This is a genomic window from Paraburkholderia diazotrophica, from assembly GCF_900108945.1.
Lineage (GTDB): Bacteria > Pseudomonadota > Gammaproteobacteria > Burkholderiales > Burkholderiaceae > Paraburkholderia > Paraburkholderia diazotrophica.
Genome location: NZ_FNYE01000001.1, coordinates 250,485 through 269,453 on the forward strand (window position 1 = coordinate 250,485; position 18,969 = coordinate 269,453).

Sequence of the window (18,969 nt, forward strand, 5' to 3'; positions counted from 1 at the left end):
TCAGGCCCTCCCCGGTGCGGCGGGACGCTGCGCCAGCAGCAGGCTCGCCGTGTTCATCGCGATGCGGTCGTTGTTGATCATCAGCGGCGCCGAATGCAGATCGCGCAGATGCCGCCCCACGCTGTACTCGGTGCCGTTCTTGTAGCCCGCCATGCCGCAGATCAGCAGCACTTCCTGCACGACCTGAAGGGCCGTCGTCGAAATGCTGGTCTTCAGCGTGTTCATGTCGGACGCGAAGCCGAGCATCGCGGACAGCGGCGCATCGGCCTGGCAGGCGCCGAGCTTCGCCTGATGCGCGGCGCGCGCGGCGTCGAGCGCAACCGAGAGGCGCGCCTGCATCATCTGCAGCAGCCCGACGGCCTGCGCGAGGCGCACGCCCGACGGCGGCACGAAACCGGGCTTGCCGCGCGTCTGCGCGCGGAAGAATGCCTTCGCGCGGTTCACGGCGTCGGCGGCGATGCCCGTCCATACGGCGGCCCACAGCGTGTGCGAGACGGGCAGCATCGTCTGGTCGGCGATGATGGCGAAGGGCGTCGGCAGAATCTGTCCGGCGATGCCCGTGGCGACGAGCCGGAAGCCCTCGCTGCAGGTGCCGCGCATGCCCATCGAGTCCCAGCCGCCGCGCTTGTCGAGCTGCGTTTCGTCGCGCAGCGTGACGATCATCACCTGATCCGAGGCCGACGATTCAGCGGTGCGGCGCGCCGTCACGAGAATCACGTCGGCCTGTGCGCCGTACGAGATGGTGGGGGCGAGCTTCTCGATGCGGAACATGTCGCCATCGATTTCGACTGCGCACGCGCTCGTGCGCAGATTGCCGCCGATCGTTTCTTCAGACGTCGCGGAAGCGAGCAGCCACTGCTTTTCGGCAAGCTGTGCGAGCAGATCGCGGTGCCACGCCGACTCGCTGCCGTGCTCCTCGATGCACGCGACCTGGATCTGATGCATCGCGTAGATCATCCCCGTCGACGCACAGCCTTGCGCGAGGATCTCGCAGATGGCGGCGACGTCGGCGAGCGACAGCCCGGCGCCGCCGAAGCGCGCGGGCACCATCGCGGACAGCAGGCGTTCGCGCCGGAGCACGTCGAATGCCTCGACGGGAAAGCGCGCCTCGCTATCGACGGAGTCGGCGTGCTGCGCCGCGATTTGTGCGGCGCGCTGCGCGGCCGCGCGCCAGGCCGGTTCCGGTTCGATCGCGACGAGCGCGGCCGCTTCCGGCGTCTGGGACGCTTCAGCCGCGACGGCAGCGGCGGATTCTGCCTGCATCAGCGGCGCGTTCATGCCGCCGCCTTTGCCAGTTGCAGTTCGGTGACGGCAGCCGCCAGTGAATCGATGCTGGAAAAGAGACGGCGCGTCAGCATGCGGTCGGGAATCTCGATGCCGAATTCGTCTTCGATCGCGAGCATCAGGTGCACGGTCGCGAGTGACGAGAGGCCTGCTGCATAGAGGTCCGCGTCGTCGGCGAGCGTGTCGGCGGGTACATCGAGCCGTGCGGATTCGGTAAGAATGCGTCGCAGTGCTGTTTTCATGAAGGGAGCCCCTCAGAGTGTTTTGGCGAGAGCGGGTTGCTTCGAATCCGGCGATGCGTGCGCGCTTGCATGCACCCGTGACACCTCGTCAGCGAGGGTCGTGCGCGGGACGGACCAGTGCGCCGGTTGTCCGTATTTAACGGATTGCGACGCAGCAACGTCGGTGCGCTGGCGCACGGAAACACAAGGGTCCGCGGCGTACTGTGTCGTCGAGGCAACGGGCTTGACGGCCGCCGAAACGCTCTGGGGAAACGTAATGATGAACTGGAAAACACTCGAGTTCGAACAGTTCACTGCGCGCGAACTTTATCTGGTCATGCGTGCGCGCAGTGCAGTGTTCGTCGTCGAGCAGGCGCATGTCTGTCTCGATGCGGACGGCCATGACGAGAAGGCCTTGCATGTGTTCGCGGTCGATGACATGTCGCGCCCGATGCCCGTGCTCGCGTATGCGCGTCTGCGTCCGGGCGACGACGAAGACCCCGAAGTGGTGATCGACAAGATCATGACGAGCCCGAGGCGGCGCGGCGACGGCACGGCCGAGATGCTCATCGAGCGCGCGCTGCAGGCCGTGGCGCAGCGCTGGCCGGGGCGTCACGTGCGAGTGACGGCGCCCGAGGGGCTCAAGAGCTTTTACGAGCAGTTCGGCTTCAGAAAGACGGAAGGGCCATTCCTCGAGCACGGCGCGCCTTATATCGGCCTGTCCTGCAGCCATCGTCACAATCAGACGCAATCGGGCGACGCTCGCCGCGCGCGGCATGGCCTTGCGTTCGGCAGCACGTTCGAGCTTCTGTAATGGCGATGTCGCCACCGCCGACGCGCCGCGCGCCCGGCGCGCCGCGCGCGGCGCCGCGTTCGCTGCAAAGGCGGGCGGGCGCGCGCGTTCGCGCGATGCGCAAGACGGTGCTGGTGCCGATCGGCTTGTTTGTGCTCAGCATCGTGCTGATCGCCGTGCATCTGGCGCGGCCCGTCGAGTTTCTGTTCCCGCTTGGCTCGCTGGTGATTGGATATTGGCTGTATCGCAAATCGCCGCCCCATTACGTGGGATTCGTCTGCTGGCTGTTTTTTCTTTCGCCCTGGCTCCGGCGCCTCGCCGATTTCGTCAACGGCTCGTTCAACGACAAGAGCATGATCATGATGGCGCCGCTGCTCGCCGTGGCGCTGTGCGGCCTGTCGCTGATCACGGGCGCCAATACGCTCGGCCAGCGCCGCAACGCGCCGCTGATCCTGATCGTGGTCGGGCTCATGTACGGCTTCATTGTCGGCGTCGCCCAGACGGGCTTCGGGCCCGCCGTCTATACGCTGGTCAACTGGCTGTTTCCGCCGCTGGTGGCGTTCTATCTCAACGTCACCTGGCAGCATTACCCGGACTATCAGCGCGTGCTGCTCAGAACGGCCGTCTATGGCGGACTCGTGATGGGCGTCTACGGCGTGATCCAGTACGTCGTCGTGCCGCCGTGGGACCTGTTCTGGCTCATCGCGGTCAAGATAACCTCGTTCGGCAAACCCGTGCCTTACGGGCTGCGGGTATGGAGCACGATGAATTCGCCGGGCCCGTTCGCCGTCACAATCATGTACCTGCTGCAGATATCGCTTGCTTCGCGCGAGTTCATGCGGATTCCGATGATGCTGTCCGCCGCGTCCGCGCTGCTGTTCACGTCGGTGCGCAGCTGTTGGGGCGGCCTCGTGATCGGGTTGGTCTATCCCGTCGCGATGCTCGACGGCAGGAGCCGCCTGAAGCTGCTCTGCGCAGTCGTCGGCGTCGCCGCGCTGTGCTCGCCCGTGATGATGTTCGATCAGGTGTCGGACGGCGTGCTCAAACGCATGCAGACGATGAGCGACATCAGCAACGACAACAGCTTCCAGTCGCGCCAGATGCTTTACGAAGCCTGGCTGTCTGCGGCGTTCTCGAACATTTCCGGCGACGGTCTCGGTTCGACGGGGCTGGGAACCAAGCTTTCGTCGGACCCGACCAAGGCGGCATCCCCTGCCGGGACGATCGACAGCGGCATTCTCGAAGTGCCTACGGTGCTGGGCTGGCCCGGCTCGCTGCTCTATGTCGGCGGCATTCTGATGCTGATGTGGCGGGCGTTTCTTGCGAGCATCGTGCGCTCGAAAGACCGTCTCGCGATCTGCGGGGCAGGCGTCTCGCTTGCGATCTTCGCGATGATGGCGTTCACGAACACGCTGGTGGGCGTGACGGGCATGTTTTATTTCATCGGCGTGATGCTGCCCGTGATCGGCCTGCGTCACGCGCGCCGCACGGCGCACGCGGCCAAAAAGGCAGCCGCGCGGACGCCCGCACCCGCGGCGCCCGCCGCGGCGATGGCGCGCACGGCACGCTCGCAAGGGCAGCGCGCGCCGCTGCACGGTGGCGCGACACCCCTGTACAAGGTGAGGCTATGAGGATTCTGATCGTGACCCACGTCGTCGCGAAGAACGACGGCCAGGGGCGCGTCAACTACGAGATCGCGCGCGCGGCGCTGGCGGCGGGCCATGCCGTGACGCTGCTCGCGTCGAACGTGGCGCCTGAGCTGAAGACGCTTGCGCGCTGCGTGCCCGTGCCCGAAGCGCGCGTGCCGACGCGGCTCTTGCGGTACCAGTGGTTCGCATGGCAGACCGCGCGCTGGATTCGCGCACATCGCGACGAATTCGACATCGTGCATGTCAACGGTTTCATCACATGGGCGCGCGCCGACGTCAATTCGGTTCACTTCGTTCACGACGGCTGGTATCGCAGCGGCTACTACCCGTTTCGCTTCTGGCGCGGTCCGCACGACGCCTATCAGGTCGCGTTCACGCGGCTGAATGCGCTGCTCGAAGCGCACGCGTTTCGCCGTGCGCGGGTCATCGTTCCCGTGTCCGGGAAAGTTCGAGGCGAGTTGCAAAGACGCAGCGTCGGCAAGGCGCAGATGCAGGTCATTCATAACGGAGTCGATATCGACGAATTCGCGCCGGGCGCAAGCGAGCGCGAGCGCCTGGGCTTGCCGTCCGATGCGTTCATGCTGCTGTTCGCCGGCGATCTGCGCATCTCGCGAAAGAATCTCGATACCGTCTTGCGCGCGCTCGTGTCGATGCCGGCCCACGTGCATCTTCTCGTCGCGGGCGACACGCGCGACAGCGCGTATCCGCGCATGGCAGAAGCGCTCGGCGTCGCCGGACGCGTGCATTTCGCCGGCTTCGTGAAGGACATGCCCGCGCTGATGCGCTCCGTCGATGCGTTCGTGTTTCCATCGCGCTACGAGGCGATGAGCCTCGCGCTGCTCGAAGCGCTGGCGTCGGCGTTGCCCGTCGTGACCGCGCGCACGGCGGGCGGCGCGGAAGTGATCGGGCCACACTGCGGCATCGTGCTCGACGACCCCGACGATGTGACCGCGTTGACGCGTGCCGTCGCGCAACTCGTCGACGGACACGATCGCGCGCGACAGATGGGGCAGGCCGCGCGCGAGCTGGCGAAATCGCTCAGCTGGTCCGCGATGGCTGCGCGATATCTGTCGCTCTACGAACATCTGGGCGCATCGCGCGAGGCCACGCCGCAGCCGCAAGCGGAACGGGTGAAGTGTCCGGCTGCGGCGGCGGACTCATGAGCGGCGCGATCGATTCGTTGCAGATCGGCATGCACTGGTTCGCGGAGCGGCCGGGCGGTCTCGATCGCATGTTCGTCGAGCTGGTGGAGTCGCTGCCCGCGCAAGGCGTCAGCGTGCGCGGGCTGGTGGCGGGCAGCGATGCCGTTGCGTCGTCGTCGGGCGGGCACGTGCAGTCGTTCGCGGCGCCCGAGTCGCGTCTCGCGCCGCGTCTGTGGCGTGTGCGCGCGCTGTCGTCGCAACTGAAGCGCGCGCGCAGACCGGATGTGGTGGCCACGCATTTCGCGCTGTACGCGGCGCCCACGGCGGGCGTGTTCAACAACGTGCCGCGCGTCGTGCATTTTCATGGGCCGTGGGCCGACGAGACAGTGCCCGAAGGCGGCAGCGCCTGGGCGCGCGGCGCGCGGCGCTCCGTCGAGCGTTTCGTGTATCGCGGCGGCACGCGGCATATCGTGTTGTCGAAGGCGTTCGGCGACATCCTGCACACGCGCTACGGCGTGCGCGAAGACCGCATTCGCGTGGTGCCCGGCTGCGTCGACGTCGCGCGCTTCGACACGGGCGTGACGCGCGCAAGCGCGCGCGCTGCGCTCGGACTGCCGCACGACCGGCGCATTCTCTTTTGCGTGCGTCGGCTAGTGTGGCGCATGGGTATCGAGGATCTGATCGACGCGATGTTCCTCGTGGTGCAGAAGGCACCCGACGTGATACTCGCGATCGCCGGCCGCGGTCCGCTCGAAGCGACGCTGAGGGCACGCGCGGCGGCGCGCGGACTGGAGCGCAACGTGCGCTTTGCCGGTTTCGTGCCGGACATCGAGTTGCCGCTCTGGTACGCCGCCGCCGACATGAGCGTGGTGCCGACTGTCGCGCTCGAAGGCTTCGGCCTCACGACGATCGAATCGCTCGCGTGCGGCACGCCCGTGCTCGTGACACCCGTCGGTGGACTGCCCGAGGCTGTGGCGCCGTTGTCGCCGGATCTGGTGTTTTCGTCGGCCGGGTTCAACGCGATCGGCGCTGGACTCATCGAGGCGCTGCGCGGCACGCGCACGCTGCCCGATGCCGCCGCCTGCCGCGCGTATGCGCGTGCGCGCTTCGATCGAGGGGTCGTGGCGTCGCAGGTCGCGCAGATCTATCGGGAAGCGATCGACAACTTCTGATTGCGTATCGCTGCGTCGCGCGTTTTGCATGCGAAGCGCGCGAGGCCGCATGCTTCCCGTGCCGTTCCCCACGTCGTTCACCACTGCCGGGTTTCAGTCCTGCCGTGCGAAGTATTCGGCGCTTTGCGTCGTGCGCAGTCTTGCTGCCCAGCGGTTGAACGCATCGCGAGCGGGCACTTCGATGAAGCGATAGGTCAGCCCTGAGACGGCAATCAGCGCGACGACATACGCGAGCAGCACGGCGGCGCCCATCGCGGGCCCCGACGCGCCACGCACGACATAGCCGAACACGCAGATGAGGGGCGGATGCATCAGATAGATCGAGTAGGAACGCTGCCCGAGTATCTGTGCGGCGCGCGTCTTGAGCAAGCTCGCCGCCCGGCCGCGATCCGATGAAAGCGAAAGGATCAGCAGCGCAAACACGAGCGGCAGCAGAAGCGCGATCGCGGGTGCATCGGCCAGGCACGCGAACACGACAACCGTCGCCGCGAGCGCGATGCCTTGCAGCCTGCTCGCGTGCGAGGCCGCGTAGCGCGAGGCGTGAAGCGCCGCGCATCCCATGAAGAACGACGCGATGCAACGCGCGAAGCCGAAGTCGTAGGTGACGTCGAGACAACGCGTCTTCGCGATGCAATCGTGCCACGCGATGCTCGCCCAGCAGGTGACGGCATACGCGAGCACGCTCAGCGCGGCCATCGCGACGAGCCGCGCGCGCGGCGGCAGCGCGATGCACAGGCCCGCGAACAGCAGGTACGTGTAGAACTCGGCGCTGATGCTCCAGCTCGCGTAGTTGAGGATCGCGTGATCGAACATGCCGAGGCCGTGCGTCATCGTCAGCGTGGTGAATATCTCGGCCGCCGATGGCATCGTGTAATCGAACGCCGCCGGATTTCTGAACATGCCCTGATGTCCGAAGGCGACGAGTATCTGCTTCGCCAGCACGTAGGCATTGGGCAGCAGCACGTAGATCAGCGTGGAAAAGACGAGCAGCGGAAAGAGCCGCCCGAAGCGGCGGATCACGAAGGTCCAGAAGTCGGCGCCGTCGTTCAGGCGGCTCTCATAGGAGGAGCAGATCACGAATCCGCTCAGCACGAAGAACAGATCGACGAACAGATAGCCGTGCCGGATGAAGCCGGGATAGGGCAGCCCGAAGCTGTCGAAGAGGCTGAAGTGATAGAGCGCGACCAGCAACGCGGCGAGCCCGCGAGCGCCTTCGAAAGAATCGATCGTTGCCTGTTTGCGCATGACTGCCCCGTAACGAATGCCCTGTATTCACGATCGCTTGCGACACGATGCGGCGCCCGGATGGCGACGGGGGCCGCAAGCCCGCGACATCACGGCAGCGATTTGTCGATGGGCGAATGTCCGGCGATCGCTGCCACTGTGCACGACCGTGCGGCAACAATCTGTGCGCGCCACCACATCGGCGTCGCCCGTTGTTCGCGCGCTTCGGACGCAGCGGCCGGGCCGCTGCGACACTGGCATGTGGTCGGCGGCGCGCGGGCTTACTGGCGCGCGATGGGTTCGCCGGCGCTCGCGGGCGGCGGCGTTGCGCCTGCGGGCATGCCAGCGTCGAAGGCCGAACGCGTGCGAAAGCGCTTCGACACGATGTGCCGCAGCTCGTGCACGGCACGCTTGCGCCATGCCGGTTCCGCATGCAGCGCCCATGCGAGCGATGCCGCCACCATCACGAACCAGCACACATGGCGCGCGATCGACGTCGGCGGAAACACGACGGTCGCGATGAACGATCCCATGACGAGCAGCGTCGGCGGCACGAGGTAGCGCGCGAGGCCGCCGCCGAGTTTCGCGGCCCAGAACAGCAGCACGGTCTCCGCGACGTAGCGCAACGTCCATGAAAACGCCGCGCCGACCAGGCCGAAGTGATGCAGTGTCCACCAGAGCAGCGCCACCAGCGGAGCGGCCTGCAGCGTATGGAACCACGCGACGATACCGGGCCGGCCGCCTGCCGCCAGATGGCTGCCGGGTATGTGCGCGAGCGCGTTCGCCCACACGCCGATCAGAATGATTTCTCCGATCGACGTCGTGCGCGCGGCGAAGTCGTGGCCGACCCACAGTGTAATGAACGGCTGCATCAGGAAGATGCCGAATACGATGGGCGGCGTGATCAGCACGCACAATGCGTGCGTCGCGCGCACGGCGAGCTCGACGGCATCGCGTGCCGGCAACGCGGACAGGCGCGGGAACAGCGTGCGCGAAAAGACGGCGGGCAGGATCTTCGCGCGGGTGGCGAGATTGAACGGCACTTGATACCACGCGACGGGTTGCGGTCCGAGAATGCTGCCGATCATCAGCCGGTCGGCGGAATCCAGCAGCGGGCTCAGAAAATTGCTGACCATGACGGCTGCGCCATACGAAAACAGCGGCTTAAGATGACGCCGCTGCGGCGGGGCGTTCAGGCGCAGCGGAAACGCGCGGATTGAGACGAAGAGGAGAATCAGCAGCGACACGCCGCTGCCGAGCACGGCCGCGCGGATCACGTACTGCAATTGCGGCGCGATCAGCAGCGCCGCAAGCAGGGGCACGGTCTGGAAGATCAGCACGCCCGCGAACTGCGCGGCGTTGAGCGGTCCGAACTGCTCGCGGCCGCCGAGCGCGCCGACGAACACGGAGGTCAGCGTCGCGACGGGAATCGCGCAGGCGATGAACGGCAATGTCTCGATGACCTCCGCGCTGATCGATGGCGCTATATGGAAATGCGAGAACAGAAAGCTTCCGGCGAAGTACAGGATGACGCCGCCGAGCGTCCCGAACAGCGCATTGAGGACGAATGCCGTCCAGAACACGGACTCCCGCTCGCGCTCGGACGCTTCGGAAAGTTGCGCGATCCGGTTGGCCGTCGCCGTCGACAACCCGAAGTCGAAATAGCCGAAATAGCCCTGCAAGGTCCAGACGATCGCGAGCACGCCGTAGCGCTCCGCGCCGATGTGCTTCAGGTAGAGCGGCACCGTGATCAGCGAGACGATCATCGGCAGCGCGCCGCCAAGAAAGTTGGCGATGCCGTTGCGCTTCAGACTGGGTCTGGACGATTGCATTGAGGCTTCGACGCGCTTCAGTTGAGGCCGATCGACAGGCGGTCCGGACCCGCGGAGACAGCGTGCCCGGCGATCTTGTCCAGGATGGTTTGCACGACGCGCTCGATGCTCGGCCAGCCGGATATGCGCCCATACGGCTTACCGTTCTCGGGCCCCACGCTGCAATAAGGCGCGCAGTAACCCCATACGCTATCGTGCCCGCGCGCGTCGCCGAGGGTCCCGCCGAGCACGGCGACCGTCGGCCGTCTGAACGCCGCCGCCGCGTGCAACAGCATCGATGAGTTCGTGATCACGACGTCGGCCTGCTCGGCGAGCGCGAAGGTTGTGCGCAGCGGCGTCTGGCCGGCGAGCGAGCGTATGCCGGCCGCTGCGCCACTGTGCTCGATCACGGTCTGTGCGCAGGACTTTTCGGCTGCGCCGCCGACGATGACGATGTCGCTGCCGCCCGCTTGAGCGAGCGCCCGCGAGACACGGCCGAGCGCCTCGCCCAGCGCTTCGGGTGCCCAGCTCTTGTCGGGCAGGCCGGCGGCGCATCCGACGAGGAGCCGCACCGGGCGACGGCCTGCGACGGCGCCCGAGCGCCACACATGGGCCGCCTGGGCCCGCTCGAAGTCGGTCAGATACAGTTGCGGCCTCGCTTCGGGCAGGTCGTGCGCGCCGAGCAATTCCGCTTGCGCGAGGGCCGCACGCGACACATGGACCATCGGCGAAAACCGGATATGCCCGTGACAGCCGCTCCAGCCGCCGCGATAGCCGCGTACGCCGATCCGGTATCGGACGCCGAGGCGCAGCATCAGCAGCAGGCCGAAATGACTGCCGACCACGTCGATGCCCACGTCGAAGCCGCCGCGCTCGCGTGCCGCGCGTACCTGCGCGCAATCGCGGATGAAACGCAGCGCGGCGCCCAGCGACTGGTCGGGCACGACCTTGTTGTGCCACGGGGCGTCGAGTTCGAGGACCTCATCGACGAACGGATTGTTTTCGACGATCGCGCGGCCCCAGCGCCCGATGCCCGCCACGAGCCGGGCATCGGGAAAACGCCGTCGCAAGGCTTCGAAGATGGGCGTGGTCGTCAGCAGGTCGCCGAGATCGTTTGGCCGCAGCACCAGAATGCTGCGAGGCGCGTCATTGCGTGAACGGGCGGGTTGCGGACCCAGTCGGCCCGCAAACCAAAGCGGCACTTCGGCAAGCGAGCCCTTCCATCCCATCGCGATGCTCCCTTTCGTGTTGTGTATTGGCGGGCGGCAGCCCGGCAGGCCGTGTTCGCGCCGCCGTCCGTCGATCGTGCGCATTGCCGTGGATTGTGCGGCCCCGTCGCCCGGCGTTCTGTGCTGGAGCCAACCAAGCCGCCGAGTTTTGTGACCGCGTCGCGCGATGGACGCCTGTCAGTTCGATGCGCGGTGCTGGCCGGCGTGGACTCGTGCGGACGTTACCGCGTCGAACACGGCAATGCGCCGTCTATTTGCCGAACCGGGCGATGCCGATTCCGAAGAAATCGGCCAACACAGCGGGCTTGCCGCGCTGCCTCACGAGTTCGCTGCCCACTACGTTCGGGACGCCATCGGCGTCTTGCCAGGCGCCGACGAGCCAGACGCGCGGATGCGTGGCCAGCAGCGCATCGATCTGCGCCCGGTCGCTTTCGATCGCCGCGGGCGCGCCCTTGTTGCTGCCGAGATAGGGGCGCGTGAGACCGAGCGCCGGATAACGCGCGGGGATGGCTGCAAGCTCGAACCGGGTGGCCAGGTCGCGTGCGTAGTAGTGCAGCCCGACTTCCATCTCGTTCGGATAGAGGAGCACCGCGTCGCCGGCGTGGACGTTGTCGCGCAGATATCGCACGGCGCCGCGCAGGTCTTCCGTCGGCGTGCGGTAATAGCCGACGCACTGCACGAGGCCCAGCGCGATCAGCACGGCCAGCAGCCCATGCCGTAGGCCCGGCGAAGGGACGGCCCCGAAGAGTCCCAGCGAGACCACGAAGAGAAAGAGTGGCGCCATCCACGCGAACGTGCGGGTGATGAAGACGGGCGTGAACAGATACGAGATCGTAAAGATGCACATCACGGGCAAGAGCAACATCGACGCGACGTAGATCGCCATGCCGCGGTTGTTGCGGAACATGCGCAGCCATGCGAGTGCAGCAATGGCTGCGGCGGGGACGAACGCGTACTTGCCTCCTGCCGCGAGCGTATAAGGCCATGTGAGCATCTTCGGCGAGACCGTCACCCAGAACGCGGAGGCGACCGTGCGGCTTTCGATCAGCAGGATCGGCACGCACGGACTCCATACGAGCAGACTGAGTGTGAGCGAGCTGGTCGCGAGCAACAGGTCGGCGCGCCTGTAGCGGGAGAACAGCGCGATCGCGGCGAAGCTCGCGACCGAGTTGCTGAAGATGATGAAGGGGCTCGTGTTGTGCAGCCAGAGGACGATGCCGCCAGCGAGCCCCGACAGCACCGCGAGGCGCACGCCAGATCCGATTCGCGCATGTTCGCGCTGCGCGTCGAACATGCGGCGCAGCATGCTCGCCGTCAGCAGGATCAGCAGCGTGCAGAACAGTGTCTGGAGCGCATAGGGACGCGCCTGCTGCGCGTATTCGATACTGCCTTCGTTGACGGCGAGTAGCGCGGCGGCCGCTATTCCGGCGCTCCCGTACCGGCTCGGCAGCCGCAGCAGACGCGGCGCGACGGCCGTCAGCGCAATCGTGACGACGCTCGCCAGCACCGACAGCGAACGCATGCCGGCCTCGGACGTGCCTGCCCAGGCGGTCCACAGTTTCAGCAGCGAGTAGTAGAAGGGCGGATGGGTTTCGTAAGTCGGCGTCTTTGTCCACAGATCCGTCCACGACAGATGGGAGAACCAGTAGCTGTAGGCCTCGTCCATCCAGATCGAGCGGCTGGAGAGCGTCGGAAGCCGAAGCAGCAGCGCAAGCGCGACGACGCCCGCGACGGCGAACGGAAACCATGCGGCGGCGCGTTCGCGAATGACCCGCGCTTGCGGCGCGGTCGCGGCGGGAGCGGTGCCCGGCGCTCGCGCCCCGCCGTCAGCGCTGCCCGCGCGATCCTGCGTGGTTTCCATCTGCATCATGTGCGGCGTTCGTGTCGAGAGTCGGGAAGGTGCTTCTTGCAGACAGGCCGAGGCGGATCGGATATCCGGCGCCGGCGCCTGTCCGTCGGTTGCCCGATTCTGCCAGCCGTGCACGGTGGCGTTTGTGCGTCCGCGCACCGTCGATGCTCACGGTGCCGGCTCACATTGGCGTGTTTCATCGGCGTGTCGGAAAGGCGGGCTGGACGGCTTCGCGTATTCCGCGCCGAGGCTTGCTGCATGCGTTTTGTGCATCGCACGCTAGTGTGGGTCGGCGTACAGATTCGCCGGGTCGGGATTGTTTAAATCACGGGCAACGTCGAGGATGCCGCTCTTCGTTTCGTTCAATCAGGAAAGCCGCGCAGCTTGCCGTCGATGCGACAGCGTGGGTTGCGGCGGTCAGGCGTGAACCTCGCGTTCAGGGACTTCGATGACACCTGTCGTTTTCGACGACTGTTTCGGCTGGCTCCATCCTGCGCAGGGGCGGCACGGTGTCGTGTTGTGCAACCCGTTCGGCTACGACGCGCTGTGCACGCATCGCGGCTGGCGTGCGCTGGCGCAGCGGCTGTCGGCGGCGGGCATGCCGGTGTTGCGCTTCGACTATCCGGGTGCGGGCGACTCGGCGGGGGTGGAAGAGGACGTGGGGCGCATCGATGCGTGGATCGCCAGCATCGCCAGTGCCGTGCGATGCCTGCGCGAGCGCACAGGAGTCGAGTGCGTGTCGCTGTGCGGACTGAGGCTCGGCGCGACGCTGGCCGCGCTCGCCGCGCAGCGGATCGGCGACATCGACGGCCTCGCGATGCTGTCGCCCGTGGTACTGGGCAAGAGCTATATCCGCGAGCTGCGCGCGCATCGTCAGAGCTGGCTCAGCACGCCGGCGGGCATCAACGCGGTGCCGATTCCCGATAGTGCCGCGTATGTCGAAGCGTTCGGCTTCGGGCTGCATGGCGACGACATCGCGCAGCTTGCCGCAGTCGATCTGCGCAACGATACGCGCGCGCCTGCGAGGCGCGTGCTGATTTTCGAATCGAGCGACCGCGCGCGGCTCGCCGCGCTCGCGCAGCATTACATCGGGCATGGCGTCGAAGTCGAGCGTCAGCCGTTCGAAGAGGCCGACCGGTTTCTCGTCGAGGCGTTGTACAGCATCGAGCCCGTTCACGCGTTTGCAGCCGTCACGATGTGGCTCGCGGCGGGCGGCAGCGCTGAACGGCGCGTTCCGCCCGTTGTGCCCGTTGTGCCCGTTCCGCCCACGGATCGGGCCGCTGCCTGCGAAGGGAATGCCTCGCGCTGCGAGGAGCCCATGTTGCGGCTCGCGCGCGAAGGCGCGAACGAATATCCCGTTGTGTTCGGCAATTATTTCGGCATCCATTGCAAGCCGGATGTACCGCGCGCCGATGCGCCCGCCGTGCTGTTCGTCAACACGGGCGCGAGCCACCATATCGGCGATGGCCGCATCTTCGTGCTGTTCGCCCGGCTGCTTGCCGCGCAAGGCATTGCGTCGCTGCGCATGGATCTGGGCGGACTCGGCGACAGTTCGCCCACCGCGCCGCACGTCGATCTGGACACGATTTACGCGGACCAGTCCCCGATCGACGCGATGGCGGGCGCCGACTGGCTGATCGCGCAGGGCCACGCGCGCATCGTCGCGTTCGGCGTGTGCGGCGGCGCGTTCGTGAGTCTGCACGCGTGCGCGCAGCATCCGCAGATCGTCGGCTGCTATGGCGTGAACCTGCAGAAATTCATCTGGGACGGCATCGAGCTGACGGAGGCGACGGCGGGACTCGCGCCCTCCGCCGTATTGCGCCGCTCGGCGCTGAGCCTCGAAAAATGGAAGCGTGTGCTGCGCGGCGAGAGCTCGCTCATGCGCGTGATACGCGGCCTGTCGACGCGCCTCGCGCGCAGCGCGGGTCTGCGTGCGGCCGAATGGGTCAGGTCCTGTACGGGCATCTCGCTGTCGAATGACGATGTACACGATCTGATGCGAAAGCTGGATGACAAGGGTGCCAATGTTCGGCTCGCCTATGGCGAGTTCGATCTTGGCATCGAAGAACTCAAGATCCAGTTCGGCTCGGGGCTGCGTGCATTGCGACGCTATCCCGGCGTACGAACGATGACCTTGCCGCGGCTCGATCATGCGCTCTTCACTCGCGAAGCACGCGAGGCCGCGATCACGGGGGCGAACCAATGGTTGTTCGATAGCTTTGTCGAGGTATCCGCCGTGCGTGGGCGTTCCAGTTCCATGCCGCGAGAGGATGCGAAGGGCGACAGGGCTGCAGCCGCGGTGTCGGTGCCGACGCCGCACGGAACCTGTTCAGATGGAGTGAGTTCATGACCTTCGGACTTCCAATGGATCGCATCAATCAGCAGGCGTGGAATTCACGCGATGCATGGCGCGAATTCAACACGGAGAAAACCTGGAGCGATCCCGGCGAAGAGGCCGCATTCGCCTGGGTCGCCACCGAATGCGCGGGGCAGCCGCTGCTCGATATCGGCATCGGCGCCGGCCGCACGGTGCCGCTGATGCGGGAAATGTCGACGAACTACGTGGGCATCGATTACACGGCCAAGCTGCTCGAGCAGTCGCAGCGGCGCTTTCCTGGCGTCGATCTTCGGCTCATGGACGCGCGCAACATGGCGACGCTGCCATCCGATCACTTCGCGTTGTGCGCGTTCAGCTGGAACGGCATCGATTGCGTCGACTATCAAGACCGCGAGCGCATTCTGCGCGAGATGTACCGCGTGACGAAGCCGGGCGGCCTGGTGCTGTTCTCCAGTCACAATCGCGAAGGCCCCGGCTTTCACGAGAGCCCGCGCAAGCTGCTGCCGCGTTTTTCGGTCAACCCTGCGCGATTCGGCTGGCGCGTATTGCGCGCGATGCGTCAGTTGCCGCAGGCCGTCTACAACTACCGCCGCAACGCGAAGCTGCACCGCGACTTCGAAGGCTACTCGATCAAGACGGCCGCCGCGCATTACTTCGGCATTGTGATCGTCTATACGACGCTGCGCGAGCAACGGCGGCAGCTCCAGCAGATCGGGTTCGACATCGATGCCGTGTTCAATAGCTGCGACGGCCAGTCCATTCCCGAACAGGCGCAGACCAGCGATGCCTGGTGGTTCCACTTCATTGCGCGCAAGCCGTCGAAGCCGGCGCCGGTACCGGACGCGCAGCCGGCGGCATGACGGATGCGCCTGCGTGACGCCGCGCGAGCCGGCGTCATGCTACGGCGACCCGATTCACGGCCGCGATCCGTGAGGCAAACGCGGGAGTCGAACCCGGGAGTCGAACCCGGGAGTCGAACCCGGGAGTCACGTTCACGACTCAAACCCGCGACTCAAACCCACGATTCGAAACCCACGACTCAAACCCATATCCACGGGGCAAGTTTCGACATCAGATCGCCGTTTACGCGCCCGTCACCGTTCTGCGCGTGTGACGGAACGGGCAGCGCCCGTCCTGCAATGTGATGTATCGAACAGCGGCCGCGTGCGCGGGTCGCTAGCATCGGCGTGCCGTCGTGCACTCATGAAGCACGGCGTCGCGCGATGACGTCGCTCAATGACGCTGTCCGATCGCAACTATGGGAACGCATGTTTGCTGCAATTGCAGTCACGATCGGTCAATTCATCAGGCTACGTGTGCTCACGAACAGTGAAACGTGTTCACGGTTGCTTCAATGGTTGCATGCTGCGCGGCGTAGTGTCGAAGCGTCGCGTCGCGCGGACGATGAACGAGGAATGGCATGGAGCGAGGATCGCAGATGAACGCCAGAAGGCTCCCCGTCGACGCCATAGACGTTGCACGTGCACCTGTCTTCGACGAGCGCCGCTTTCGCCACGCCCTCGGCCGCTTCGCAACCGGCGTCGTCGTGATATCGAGCGGCTGCGGTGAATCTTTGCATGCGATGACGGCCAACGCGTTCATGTCCGGCTCGCTGAATCCGCCGCTGATCGTCGTGTCCGTCGGCACGCGCGCGCGGATGCACGAAAGGTTGATGGACGACACGCACTTCGGCGTAAGCGTGCTGTCGAATGACCAGGAACCGCACAGCCGCCATTTCGCGGGCGAACCGCAGACGTGGCTCGTGCCCTGTTTCGCCGCCGTCGACGGACTGCCCGGCGTGATGCTGCTGGAGAGCGCCGTCGCACGTTTTGCAGCCCGTATCGTCGACCGGCATCCTTGCGGCGATCACACGTTGTTCATTGGTGAAGTACTGGTTTTCTCGCTCGACGAGCAGGCGCCGCTCGTGTTTTTCGGCGGACGCTACGCGTCGGTGGCGAACGGACGTTTGATGGAGACGTAGCAGAAGCGGATTGTGCGCTGCGGTTGGCAGGCTGCGGGCATTTGCATGCGGACTGCTAATTGATGCGATCGGCAGCGGCGTAATCAAGGTAACGGGTGGATGGCGGACAAATGCTTGCGGGCCCTTATTCGATGCAATTTTTCCCCGTTGCGCATGCTCTCGCGATGCGCTGCTTCACTTCGCTTCACGACGCGTTACACGAAAGAAACAATTCATCGGAGGGAATACCCTGTCAAGGTGATTCCCGACTGGCGTATCAGGATAAAGCGACGCAACGTACTGTTGACTATCTATCAGAAGATGACACGAGGGCCCGTGATCAACACTTATCGCAGGCGAGAAACGCCTCATCGGGGAGAGCATGATGATGGAACAAACCAATAAAGAACGATCCTTGGTCAGCAAGGTGATGGACGGGCTCGTGACCGGGATCGTCGAAGAGAAATACGGCGCGGTGCTCCCACCGCAAGACGTATTGTCGAAGGAATTCGACGTGAGCCGCACCGTGATGCGCGAGGCGCTGTCGATGCTGCTCGCGCGGCACATGCTCGACGTGCGCCCGAAGATCGGCACGCGCATACGCCCGATGCACGACTGGCGGATGATCGACGAGGACGTCGTGAACTGGCGCTTTCGCGCGAAGCCCGATCCGACGTTTCTGCGCGACGTGATCGAATTCCGCGTGCTGATCGAGCCGCGCGCCGCGGCGCAGGCGGCGACGCGCGGCAACGCGTCGGACATCGCCGCGATCCGCGATGCGTTCGAGGCGTTCCGTACCAGCCCGCCCGGCGAGCCCGGCCATCAGACGGCGGACGAAGCGCTGCACACGCGCATCGTCGTCGCGAGCGGCAACCAGTTCTTCCAGCAGATGGCGGCCATCATTCGCGGCGCGCTGTCGGCGCTCAAGCCGCTCGTCGAGCAGCCGCCGGGCGCATGGGATGAAGCGGTGAAGCTGCATGCGCGCGTCGTCGAGGCGATCGAGCGGCACGATGCGAAGGAAGCGGAAGCGGCGTCGATGGCGGTGATCGACTATTCGATGAGCCGCCTGAGCGTGGCGATGCCCGACGCGCAGACGGAATAGCTGCAAGCACAATTCCGCCAGGCCGCAAGCGCCTGTCCGGCGAAGTGGGAGACGACATCGGCGACAATGTCGGCTGTCACTCACCGATCAGGATTTTCTTGCGACCGATGAACAACGCAGCTACGCACGACCCGTCCGCACATCACGCAACGATACGCTGGGGCATCGTGGGCGCAGGCCGCATCGCCCACCGCTTTGCGCAGAGCCTCGCGCACGTCCCGGACACGCGCCTCGCGGCCGTATGGTCGCGCCGCCGCGCGCGCGCCGAGGCGTTCGCGCAGCAGCATGGCGGTCAGGCGCCCGAGAGCTTCGACGCGCTGCTTCGAAGCGGAATCGACGCGCTCTATATCGCGACGATGCAGGACAGCCACGCGCATTACGCGTGCGCCGCGCTCGAAGCCGGCATCCATGTGCTGTGCGAAAAGCCCGCGACGGTGAACGCGGCGCAACTGGCGCGCGTGATCGACAGCGCGCGCGCTTCGCAGCGACTCTTCATGGAAGCGATGAAGCCGCCGTTCTATCCGCTCTACCTGAAACTGCGCGCGCATCTTTGCGCCGATCCCATCGGCGATATCGGCCTCGTGCGCGCGGGCTGCTCGGTGCCCGGCGTACCCGACGATCATCCGTCGCTGTCGTTCGAACAGGCGGGCGGCGCGCTGCTCGATATCGGCATCTACGAGATGTTTCTCGCCGTCGACTGGCTCGGCGCGCCGCTCGACGTGCAGACGCTGGGGCGGCTCGGCGCGACGGGCGTCGATACGTTCGCGAGCCTCAACAGCCGGCACGAGAAGGGCATCGCGCAGCTCTTTTGCGGGCTCGACCTGTTCGGCAAGGGCGATGCGTTCATCGCGGGCACGCGCGGCAACGTGACGATTCACGAGAACTGGTGGAATCCGTCGCACGCGACGGTGCGTTATGTCGACGGACGCGTCGTCGAGCTCGACGCGCCGTTCGAAGGCGGCGGCCTGAACTACGAGACGCAGCACTTCTGCGAGCTGATTCGCGCCGGGCAGCTCGAAAGCCCGATCATGACGCACGCGAAGTCGCACCAGATGATCTCGATGGCCGATGCGGCGCGCGCGGCGCTGGGGCTCACGTTTCCCTGCGAGTGAAACTGCGGGCATCGCATTCGCGGTGGTAGGATCAGCGCGGACCGGATTTCACGGTCCGTTTTCGTTTTCCTTCAGACGTCGTA

The 18,969-nt window shown here is 66.0% G+C and carries 15 protein-coding genes; 9 read left to right on the forward strand and 6 right to left on the reverse strand.

Features of this window, described 5'->3' with window-relative positions:
• Entirely contained in the window at positions 1 to 1,278 is a 1,278-nt protein-coding gene (locus BMW76_RS01085) for an acyl-CoA dehydrogenase family protein (RefSeq protein WP_090861822.1), read from the reverse strand.
• Positions 1,275 to 1,526 (reverse strand): acyl carrier protein, encoded by a 252-nt coding sequence (locus BMW76_RS01090; protein WP_090861824.1) that lies wholly within the window; start codon positions 1,524 to 1,526, stop codon positions 1,275 to 1,277. The genes BMW76_RS01085 and BMW76_RS01090 overlap by 4 nt, the downstream gene beginning before the upstream one ends.
• A 259-nt stretch (positions 1,527 to 1,785) precedes the next feature.
• Here BMW76_RS01090 and BMW76_RS01095 point away from each other — a divergent pair, with 259 nt between their 5' ends.
• Genes BMW76_RS01095 through BMW76_RS01110 form a run of 4 tightly spaced genes read left to right on the forward strand, consistent with a single transcriptional unit; the run spans position 1,786 to position 6,261 of the window.
• Entirely contained in the window at positions 1,786 to 2,319 is a 534-nt protein-coding gene (locus BMW76_RS01095) for a GNAT family N-acetyltransferase (RefSeq protein ID WP_090862489.1), read from the forward strand.
• Positions 2,319 to 3,929 (forward strand): hypothetical protein, encoded by a 1,611-nt coding sequence (locus BMW76_RS01100; protein WP_090861826.1) that lies wholly within the window; start codon positions 2,319 to 2,321, stop codon positions 3,927 to 3,929. Before BMW76_RS01095 ends, BMW76_RS01100 begins: the two co-directional genes overlap by 1 nt.
• Positions 3,926 to 5,110 (forward strand): glycosyltransferase family 4 protein, encoded by a 1,185-nt coding sequence (locus tag BMW76_RS01105; RefSeq protein WP_090861828.1) that lies wholly within the window; start codon positions 3,926 to 3,928, stop codon positions 5,108 to 5,110. Before BMW76_RS01100 ends, BMW76_RS01105 begins: the two co-directional genes overlap by 4 nt.
• Positions 5,107 to 6,261, forward strand: coding sequence for a glycosyltransferase family 4 protein (locus BMW76_RS01110; RefSeq protein ID WP_090862492.1), 1,155 nt, complete (start codon positions 5,107 to 5,109; stop codon positions 6,259 to 6,261). The genes BMW76_RS01105 and BMW76_RS01110 overlap by 4 nt, the downstream gene beginning before the upstream one ends.
• A 93-nt stretch (positions 6,262 to 6,354) precedes the next feature.
• On the opposite strand, the gene BMW76_RS01115 is transcribed toward BMW76_RS01110, so the two are convergent.
• The 4 genes from BMW76_RS01115 to BMW76_RS01130 all read right to left on the reverse strand — a co-directional run bounded on the left by BMW76_RS01115 (position 6,355) and on the right by BMW76_RS01130 (position 12,395).
• Complete coding sequence (locus BMW76_RS01115; RefSeq protein WP_090861830.1) at positions 6,355 to 7,506, reverse strand: acyltransferase family protein; 1,152 nt, start codon at positions 7,504 to 7,506, stop codon at positions 6,355 to 6,357.
• Positions 7,507 to 7,766: 260 nt separating this feature from the next.
• Positions 7,767 to 9,317: a flippase gene (locus tag BMW76_RS01120; protein WP_090861832.1), complete on the reverse strand. Its 1,551-nt coding sequence runs from the start codon at positions 9,315 to 9,317 to the stop codon at positions 7,767 to 7,769.
• A gap of 17 nt (positions 9,318 to 9,334) precedes the next feature.
• Complete coding sequence (locus tag BMW76_RS01125) at positions 9,335 to 10,609, reverse strand: glycosyltransferase family 9 protein (RefSeq protein WP_245763085.1); 1,275 nt, start codon at positions 10,607 to 10,609, stop codon at positions 9,335 to 9,337.
• A gap of 166 nt (positions 10,610 to 10,775) precedes the next feature.
• The gene (locus tag BMW76_RS01130) at positions 10,776 to 12,395 is read right to left on the reverse strand and encodes a hypothetical protein (RefSeq protein WP_090861834.1); all 1,620 of its coding nucleotides are present in this window, start codon (positions 12,393 to 12,395) and stop codon (positions 10,776 to 10,778) included.
• Between the two features lie 427 nt (positions 12,396 to 12,822).
• Here BMW76_RS01130 and BMW76_RS01135 point away from each other — a divergent pair, with 427 nt between their 5' ends.
• From BMW76_RS01135 to BMW76_RS01155, 5 genes are all read left to right on the forward strand, one after another.
• Complete coding sequence (locus tag BMW76_RS01135) at positions 12,823 to 14,724, forward strand: alpha/beta hydrolase (RefSeq protein WP_090861836.1); 1,902 nt, start codon at positions 12,823 to 12,825, stop codon at positions 14,722 to 14,724.
• Positions 14,721 to 15,572: a class I SAM-dependent methyltransferase gene (locus tag BMW76_RS01140; RefSeq protein WP_090861838.1), complete on the forward strand. Its 852-nt coding sequence runs from the start codon at positions 14,721 to 14,723 to the stop codon at positions 15,570 to 15,572. Before BMW76_RS01135 ends, BMW76_RS01140 begins: the two co-directional genes overlap by 4 nt.
• Before the next feature lie 578 nt (positions 15,573 to 16,150).
• Complete coding sequence (locus tag BMW76_RS01145) at positions 16,151 to 16,693, forward strand: flavin reductase family protein (protein WP_090862498.1); 543 nt, start codon at positions 16,151 to 16,153, stop codon at positions 16,691 to 16,693.
• 367 nt (positions 16,694 to 17,060) lie between these two features.
• Complete coding sequence (locus BMW76_RS01150; RefSeq protein ID WP_090862501.1) at positions 17,061 to 17,774, forward strand: FadR/GntR family transcriptional regulator; 714 nt, start codon at positions 17,061 to 17,063, stop codon at positions 17,772 to 17,774.
• 107 nt (positions 17,775 to 17,881) lie between these two features.
• Positions 17,882 to 18,886, forward strand: a complete 1,005-nt coding sequence (locus tag BMW76_RS01155; protein WP_090861840.1) for a Gfo/Idh/MocA family protein — start codon at positions 17,882 to 17,884, stop codon at positions 18,884 to 18,886.
• Positions 18,887 to 18,969 lie beyond the last annotated feature (83 nt).